The organism is Luteibacter sp. P4_E6, assembly GCF_056401535.1.
Window position 1 is genome coordinate 1 of the sequence record NZ_JBFUJE010000194.1, and the last position, 7182, is coordinate 7182.

8 protein-coding genes are annotated in these 7182 nt (G+C 64.5%); 2 read left to right on the plus strand and 6 right to left on the minus strand.

What is annotated here, in order from left to right; all coding sequences use genetic code 11:
- Window positions 1-92: 92 nt before the first annotated feature.
- Window positions 93-1091, plus strand: a complete 999-nt coding sequence (locus tag AC1DT2_RS12695) for an alpha/beta fold hydrolase (RefSeq protein WP_477296613.1) — start codon at window positions 93-95, stop codon at window positions 1089-1091.
- Between the two features lie 118 nt (window positions 1092-1209).
- Here AC1DT2_RS12695 and AC1DT2_RS12700 read toward each other — a convergent pair whose 3' ends face one another.
- Complete coding sequence (locus tag AC1DT2_RS12700) at window positions 1210-2256, minus strand: aldo/keto reductase (protein ID WP_477296614.1); 1047 nt, start codon at window positions 2254-2256, stop codon at window positions 1210-1212.
- 60 nt (window positions 2257-2316) lie between these two features.
- Complete coding sequence (locus tag AC1DT2_RS12705; RefSeq protein ID WP_477296616.1) at window positions 2317-3078, minus strand: alpha/beta fold hydrolase; 762 nt, start codon at window positions 3076-3078, stop codon at window positions 2317-2319.
- Between the two features lie 99 nt (window positions 3079-3177).
- Between AC1DT2_RS12705 and AC1DT2_RS12710 the strand changes: the two genes are divergently transcribed.
- Window positions 3178-3780, plus strand: a complete 603-nt coding sequence (locus AC1DT2_RS12710; protein ID WP_477296618.1) for a TetR/AcrR family transcriptional regulator — start codon at window positions 3178-3180, stop codon at window positions 3778-3780.
- 1 nt (window position 3781) lies between these two features.
- Here the strand turns inward: AC1DT2_RS12710 and AC1DT2_RS12715 are convergent, their stop codons facing one another.
- The 4 genes from AC1DT2_RS12715 to AC1DT2_RS12730 form a co-directional block, all read right to left on the minus strand.
- Window positions 3782-4270 carry a DUF4019 domain-containing protein gene (locus AC1DT2_RS12715; protein WP_477296620.1) on the minus strand — a complete coding sequence of 163 codons (489 nt, stop codon included), beginning with the start codon at window positions 4268-4270 and terminating at the stop codon, window positions 3782-3784.
- Window positions 4271-4525: 255 nt separating this feature from the next.
- Entirely contained in the window at window positions 4526-5200 is a 675-nt protein-coding gene (locus AC1DT2_RS12720) for a hypothetical protein (protein ID WP_477296622.1), read from the minus strand.
- Between the two features lie 182 nt (window positions 5201-5382).
- Window positions 5383-6084 (minus strand): SIMPL domain-containing protein, encoded by a 702-nt coding sequence (locus tag AC1DT2_RS12725; protein WP_477296623.1) that lies wholly within the window; start codon window positions 6082-6084, stop codon window positions 5383-5385.
- Window positions 6085-6268: 184 nt separating this feature from the next.
- Window positions 6269-7182 (minus strand): anthranilate synthase component I family protein (locus AC1DT2_RS12730; protein ID WP_477296624.1); only part of this gene is annotated, 914 nt, incomplete at its 5' end.

Here is a 7182-nt window from a genome sequence, read left to right on the forward strand (position 1 = left end):
CAACCTGGCCCGCTGCCGCGGGATCGCCGATGAATCGGCTCCTACACGGAGCTTGGGATATGGTCGGCATCTGACTGCACCGGAGTTCCGCCATGCGTCGTACGCTCATCGCCCTCGCCCTGCTCTGCATCGCCACGCCCCTCCTCGCCGACGACACGCCCGCGATCAAGGAACTCGGCCCGCGCCTCGAACACGTCGACTACCCCTACTCGGTCACGATGTTCAACGTGCAGAGCCAGGGCCAATCGCTCGAGATGGCCTACATGGATCTCAAGCCGGAGAAACCGAACGGCCGCACCGTCGTCCTCCTGCACGGCAAGAATTTCTGCGGACCGTATTGGCAGGCGACCGCGGAGCATCTCCGTGTCGCGGGCTATCGCGTGGTCATTCCCGATCAGATCGGCTTCTGCAAATCGTCCAAGCCACGCGGCTATCAGTACGGCATCGCCCAGCTCGCCGCGAACACGCATGCGCTGCTGGCGAGTCTCAGCGTCGACAAGGTCACCGTCGTCGCGCATTCCATGGGCGGCATGATCGGTGCGCGCTACGCGCTCATGTACCCGCAGGGCGTGGAGAAGCTGGTGCTGGTCGATCCACTGGGGCTGGAAGACTGGAAGGCCAAGGGCGTGCCGTGGCGCAGCGTGGACGCTTGGTACGCGAGCGAGATGAAGACCTCGTACGCCACCATCCGCGCTTACCAGCTGAAGAGTTACTACGACGGCAAGTGGAAGTCCGACTACGACCGTTGGGCGGTGATGCAGGCCGGCATGTACGAAGGCAGCGGCCGCGAAGCCGTCGCGTGGGCCGGCGCACTCACCTACGACATGATCTTCAGCCAGCCGGTGATCTACGAGTTTCCTGATATCCGCGTGCCCACGGTGTTGATCATCGGACAAGCGGATAAGACGGCGATCGGCAAGGATGCCGCGCCGTCGTCTGTGCAGGAGAAGCTTGGGGATTACGCGACGCTGGGTAAGGAAGCGGCGGCGAAGATTCCCGGGGCGAAACTCATTCCGCTCGATGGGCTGGGGCACGCACCCATGATCGAAGCACCCGAGCGCTTCTATAAAGCGCTGGACGAAGCCCTGTAACGGCACTCTCGCTCTTTGTAGGAGCCGATTCATCGGCGATCCCGCGGCAGCGGGCACGGTTACCGCAACCTGGTTATCGCCGATGAATCGGCTCCTACAAAAGCGTGGCCGTGCACCATCAGGCGACTTGCTCGCGGGGTGGTATGAAGCGGTCGAGTTTGCCGCTGAAGATGCGGTCGCGGTTAGCGGGATCTTCCAATAGCGAATGCGGAAACACCGGACGCAAGGCACTGACCGCATCGAGCCGTTCGATCTGCTCAGCTGACAGCGTGACCTTCGTTGCCGCCAGATTCGCCAGAAGCTGCGCGACGCTGCGCGGGCCGATGATGGGGAGCGCGCCCTTGCGCGCTACCCAGGCGATAGCGACCTCACCCGGCGTGACATCCAGTTCGTCGGCCGTCGCAATCACGGCATCGAGGATCGCCGTGCGTTGCTTCGTGTCTTCGGCCTGGAACACACGCCCGCCGAAGCCTTCGGCGCGACCCTTCTCGCCTCGACGGTACTTGCCGGTGAGCATGCCGCCGCCGAGCGGCGACCACGCGACGACGCCCAGACCCAGCGCTTCGCCCATCGGCAGCAGCTCCTGTTCCGTTGTGCGCTCGACGAGGCTGTGCTCGACCTGCAGGCCGGCGATCGGGATGCTGCCGCGCAGTTCGGCGATGGTTGCCGCGCGTGACACGCGCCATGCGGGGAAGTCGGACAAGCCGGCGTAGAGAATCTTCCCCGCGCGCACGAGATCGTCGAAGCCGCGGACAATCTCCTCCATGGGTGTCACACCGTCAGCGTAATGCACCCAGTAGAGATCGACGTGATCGGTGTTGAGTCGCTTCAGACTCGCCTCGAGCGAGGCCACCATCGCCTTGCGGCTGTTACCGGTGACCAGGAGGCCCGCGTTGGCCTGGGCGCTCTGGCTGAACTTGGTGGCCAGGACAAACTCGTTGCGGCGACCCACGAGCAATCGGCCGAGGATCTCTTCCGACTCGCCGAACTGATAGCTGTCGGCGGTATCAATGAAGTTGCCGCCGGCGTCGGCGTACGCGTCGAGCATTCGGCTCGCCTCGTCCTGCTCGCTGCCATGGCCCCACCGCGTGCCGAAGCTGCCGGTGCCGAGCACCAGCTCGGAGACGCGCAAACCCGTGTGCTTACCAAAGAGCTTGTAACGCATGATGTCCGATTCCTCTGTTATGCGGGAAGGCCCTCACCCCTCGGGCGAGGGCCTGAGTGCTTACTTGCCGGCGGCTTCTTCGATGACCTTGACCACCACGTCGGGGTGCGAGAGGAACACGGTGTGGCTCGAGCCAGGCACCGTCGTGACCTTGGCCTTGGCGCGCTCGTACATCCAGCGCTGCAGGTCCATGTTGATGGTCTTGTCGGCACCGGGCAGCACGGCCCAGGAGGGTTTGGTCTTCCACGCCGCCGCCTTCGCTGGCGTGCCGAAAGCCTCGACGGACAGGATCACCTGCGAATGCGCCATGAAGGACGCCAGCGCCGACGATGAGTCCGCGGCGAAGTTTTCGCGGAACTTCGTGGGGTCCATGTAGAAGAACTTGCCGTCCGCGGTCTTCTTGACGTCGTTGTTCGGCGCCGGGTACTTCGCCATCGTCTCGAGCGTCTCGGTGCTCTCACCGACATCGGGCACGAGCGCCGCGAGATACACGAGTGATTTCACCTTCGGGTCCGCGCCTGCTTCGGTGATGACCTGGCCGCCCCAGCTGTGGCCGACAAGCACGGTCGGGCCGTCCTGCTGGTCGATCACGCGCTTGGTGGCCTCGACATCCGCGGCGAGGCTGGTCTCGGGAATCTGGACGATCGACACCTCGTAACCCTTGGCGACGAGCGAGTCGTAGACGGCGCGCCAGCCTGAGCCGTCGGCGAAGGCGCCGTGGACGAGTACGACATTGTGGATCGGGGCCGCTTGGGCAGCGGGGGTACCTGCAACACCCAGGGTCAGGGCACCGAGGGCGAACAGCGTAGAAAACTTCGACATGGCGAATCTCCTTCGTGGCGGGTTATGATTGCGACTGCAATCTAATATCTTTTCGTGGCGGTTGCAATCAAAACCGTCGGAACGGTTCAGGAGTGTGAAATGCGTGTTTCCAAGGAAAAATCGGCCGAGAACCGTGAAGCCCTGCTCGCAGCGGCGAGTCGGCTATTCAGGGAGAAAGGCGTGGATGGCGTCGGTGTGGCGGAAGTGGCAAAGGAAGCCGGGCTGACCCACGGCGCCCTCTATGCCCACTTCCCCTCGAAGGATCTGCTCGCGGCCGAGGCGTTCTCGCACGGTTTCGCGCAGCGGATGGACCGTGCACGTGCCTGGGCGGGTGATCGGCATCCCTCGTTCGAGGAATACCTGGGCAGCCTCTACACCACGCTCCAGCGAGACGACCTGACCACGAGTTGCCCGATGACAGCATCCGCCAGCGATGTCGGACGCCAGGGCGAGGCACTCAGCCGTAGCTTTGCGCAGGCGTTCGAGGAAGAGGTAGCGATGATGGCCGGCGCTATCGACGAGACGGTGCCGCAGGACGTGCGGCGGCAGTTGGCGGTGGCGTCGATTGCAGCGCAGATCGGTGCGATCGCCGTCTCGCGTGCGGTAGCCAAGACCGATGCCGCGCTGTCGGATGAAGTGCTATTGGCGACGCGCGATGCGATTGCGGCGGCCTTCGCGGCGCGCACCGCTGCAAGTCAGTGAATCACTGCACGAACGAGATTTCCCGCTGCACGGGCCGGATGACGTAACCAACGGGCATCCAGCCGGCGCTTCCCGGCGCCAGCGATACGGTCTCGAAGAGAATCGCCCGGGCGAACTGCGCGATGAAGATCACGTTGAGGTAATCGCCGGTAGGCAACCCGACCGGGTCGCGAACACGCGTGACCTCGAACCACTCGCGGCTGTTCAGTGCCCCGCGATCGAGACGGATCTTCCGCAGATAACGAACCCATTCCGCACGCGGCACCAGGCGCTGCATCATCGCGCCGGCTTCGAGCCACATGGCGTCGGGGCGGCGCGCTGTGTTGGACAGCTGTACCCAGTGCGTGGCGTTGGCGACGGCATTGTCCAGCGAGTTCGGCTGGGGGCCGAGACGTGGCTCGTGGGCCACGGTGAGCAGCGCCCCGAGGGCATTCGTGCCCGTCAGCCGCGGCGCGGGAATCTTTCGTGCAACGGCGCTCGCCGGGGCCATGAGTTGCCTCCACCTTATCGTGGGGTCCAGCTTCCGGCGCGCAGGCGGGCCTGCCAAGTCAGCCGGATGGGCTACCGCTTTCGCCCAAGGTAGGAGCCGATTCATCGGCGAACCCGCGGCAGCGGGCCAGGTTGTCGCGCTACGGACGGCGGCTTTGTGTGGGAGCCGATTCATCGGCGATAACCAGGTATCGGGAACCTGGCCGGCTGCCGCCGGATCGCCGATGAATCGGCTCCCACAAGGGGGAGACAAGCTTTAGCGGCGGCCGAAGGCCAGCACTTCCGAGGTATAGGTCTCGATGACCAGGCTGAAGGGCTGGCTGGCCTCGTTGAACAGGACGGCGCGGTGGCGCAGCAGCTCGTGGGGGATCGTCAGAGGGCCCTTGGTGGCGACAGGCAGGGGCGCGTCCATCTCCCATCCCTTGGGCAGCGGCGACCACAGGAGGTCCGCACTGATCGTCTGGCGGCGGAAATGCAGCGGCTGTACGACCTTGCCGAACGGCTGGTCGCTGCTGTCGAGGATCTGGTTCATTTCCGGGGTGAGGCGCGACGGGACGTACCAGTTGTCCGCCTCGGAGAGCACATGCTCCCCGCAGGCCAGCTGGACGCGACGGTATTTCACCGGCTCATCCGGACCGATACCGAGCGTCTGCCGTCCGTCATCCGGCAGGGGCTTGTCCTGGCCCTTCACACGGCGGGCGAGGATCTTCGCGTCGCCAGCCAGTGCGTGGTCGCTGCACCAGCGCTCCAGCGTGAGCGTCGCACTGGGGTGGCTGAGCAGGTCGGCGTTCAGCGTTTCCAGCAGCGCCAGCGCCTGCGTGCGCGAGGCGATATCGTCACTGAAGGGCTCGCGCGCCTGTACCGACGGCGCCGAGGTGGCGGCCATGACGGCAAGACTTCCGGCGGCGATGAAGGTGCGCGTGCTGCTCATGAGTTTCATTCGGTCCGTGACGTTGGTGCCAGAGATATCGGAATCGGTTGCGCCGCGGCATTTCTGTAGGAGCCGATTCATCGGCGATCCCCGCGGCAGCGGGTAGGTAGCCATAAGGATACCGCTAGCACCCGTTCGCCGATGAATCGGCTCCTACCGAAGGAGCGTGTGGCACAGGGGATCTACTTGCCCGTATCCATGAAGAAGATCGCGAAGACGTCCTCTTCGACCTTGATGCTGCCTACTTGCAGATCGATTTTCGGAAGGGTCGCCGCGGTGACCGTGACGCTGGAGAGCTCGCCTCGTCCCCCGACGTAGGCCGGTGAATCCGTGACGGTATAGAGCGTGCCGAGCTTGACCCCGTAAGCGTCCGCCATGGCCTTCGCGGAGCGGATGGAGTCCTTGATCGCGTCGCGTCGCACGTCCTGCCGGACCGCTTCGATATCGCTACGGGTGACGGTGGTTCCGGTGATCTGCAACTCCTGGTCGGCCTCGACGCCGTCGATGAACTGGCGAAGGTCGTCCAGGTTCGCGAACACCGCATGGGCCGTACGCGAGACCTGCGTCCCGAGGAAGGCGTCCTTGTCGTCGCGGTACTCCGACTTGGCGTCGACGCTGATCGCCGTCGCGTCGATCGATTCCGGTATCGCGTGGTGTGACTTGAAGCCGGCGAGTACACCGGCCATCAGTTTCTCGACGCGGGTACGCGCCACGGCCGGCTTCATGTCCACGGCGATGACACGCAGATCGATACCGAACCGGTCCGGCTGGACGCTGCGCTCCGCGTGGCCTTTGGCGGACAGGTAGGGAGAGGATGGCGTCTCGGACGCCGAGGCGAGCACAGGTAAGGCGGCAAGAGCGACAGCAAGCAGATAACGATTCATACCCGACGATCTCCTTTCGACACGGATGACGACAACGCACTGTTCAACGGCAACGCATTCTTCCGACGGCAACGCACATTTTCTGTAGGAGCCGATTCATCGGCGATCCCCGCGGCAGCGGGGTGGAAAGGGTGCGGCTAGCACCCTATCGCCGATGAATCGGCTCCTACAACAGCACTGTCGTTTACAGGCCTTTCGCGGCTTGGGCTACTGCGCGGAACAGTGCGCGACCCTTGTTCATCGTCTCTTCCCACTCGGCCGCGGGATCGGAGTCGTAAACAACGCCGCCGCCGGCTTGCACGTGCAGGCGGCCGTCCTGGATCACGGCGGTGCGGATGGCGATGGCGGTATCCGCGTCGCCCCACCAGCCGAGCCAGCCGATGGCGCCGGCGTAGATGTTGCGCTTGAACGGTTCGAGCTCCTGGATGATCTCCAGCGCGCGGATCTTCGGCGCGCCACTCACCGTACCGGCCGGGAACGTCGCCTTGATGACATCCATGTAGGAGAGGTCGTCGCGAATGTCGCCTTCGACCTGGGACACGATGTGCATGACGTGCGAGTAACGCTCGACCACGAAGGATTCGGACAACTCCACCGTGCCCGTCTTACTCACGCGGCCGACGTCGTTGCGACCGAGGTCGATCAGCATGAGGTGCTCGGCGCGTTCCTTTGGATCGGCGAGCAGCTCGGTTTCCAGCGCGACGTCTTCCGCTTCATCGGCACCGCGACGACGCGTGCCTGCGATCGGCCGCAGCACGACGCGCCCCGCCTTCAGCCGCACGAGGATCTCCGGCGACGAGCCGACGATCTGGGTCGGACCCATGTCGATGAAGAACATGTACGGCGAGGGATTCATCGCGCGCAGTGCGCGGTAAACGTCCACCGGCCGTGCGTTGAACTTGACGCTCAGGCGCTGCGACGGCACGACCTGGAAGATGTCGCCGGCGCGGATGTATTCCTGCGCCTTGCGCACCACTTCTTCGTACTCCTCGCGGGTGAACGAGGATTTGAAATCGGATTCGTCGATCGCTGCGGGCTGCAGCATCTGCGGGTACGAGACGCCGCCCTGGCGCAGGCGGAAGGCGAGCGCATCGAGAC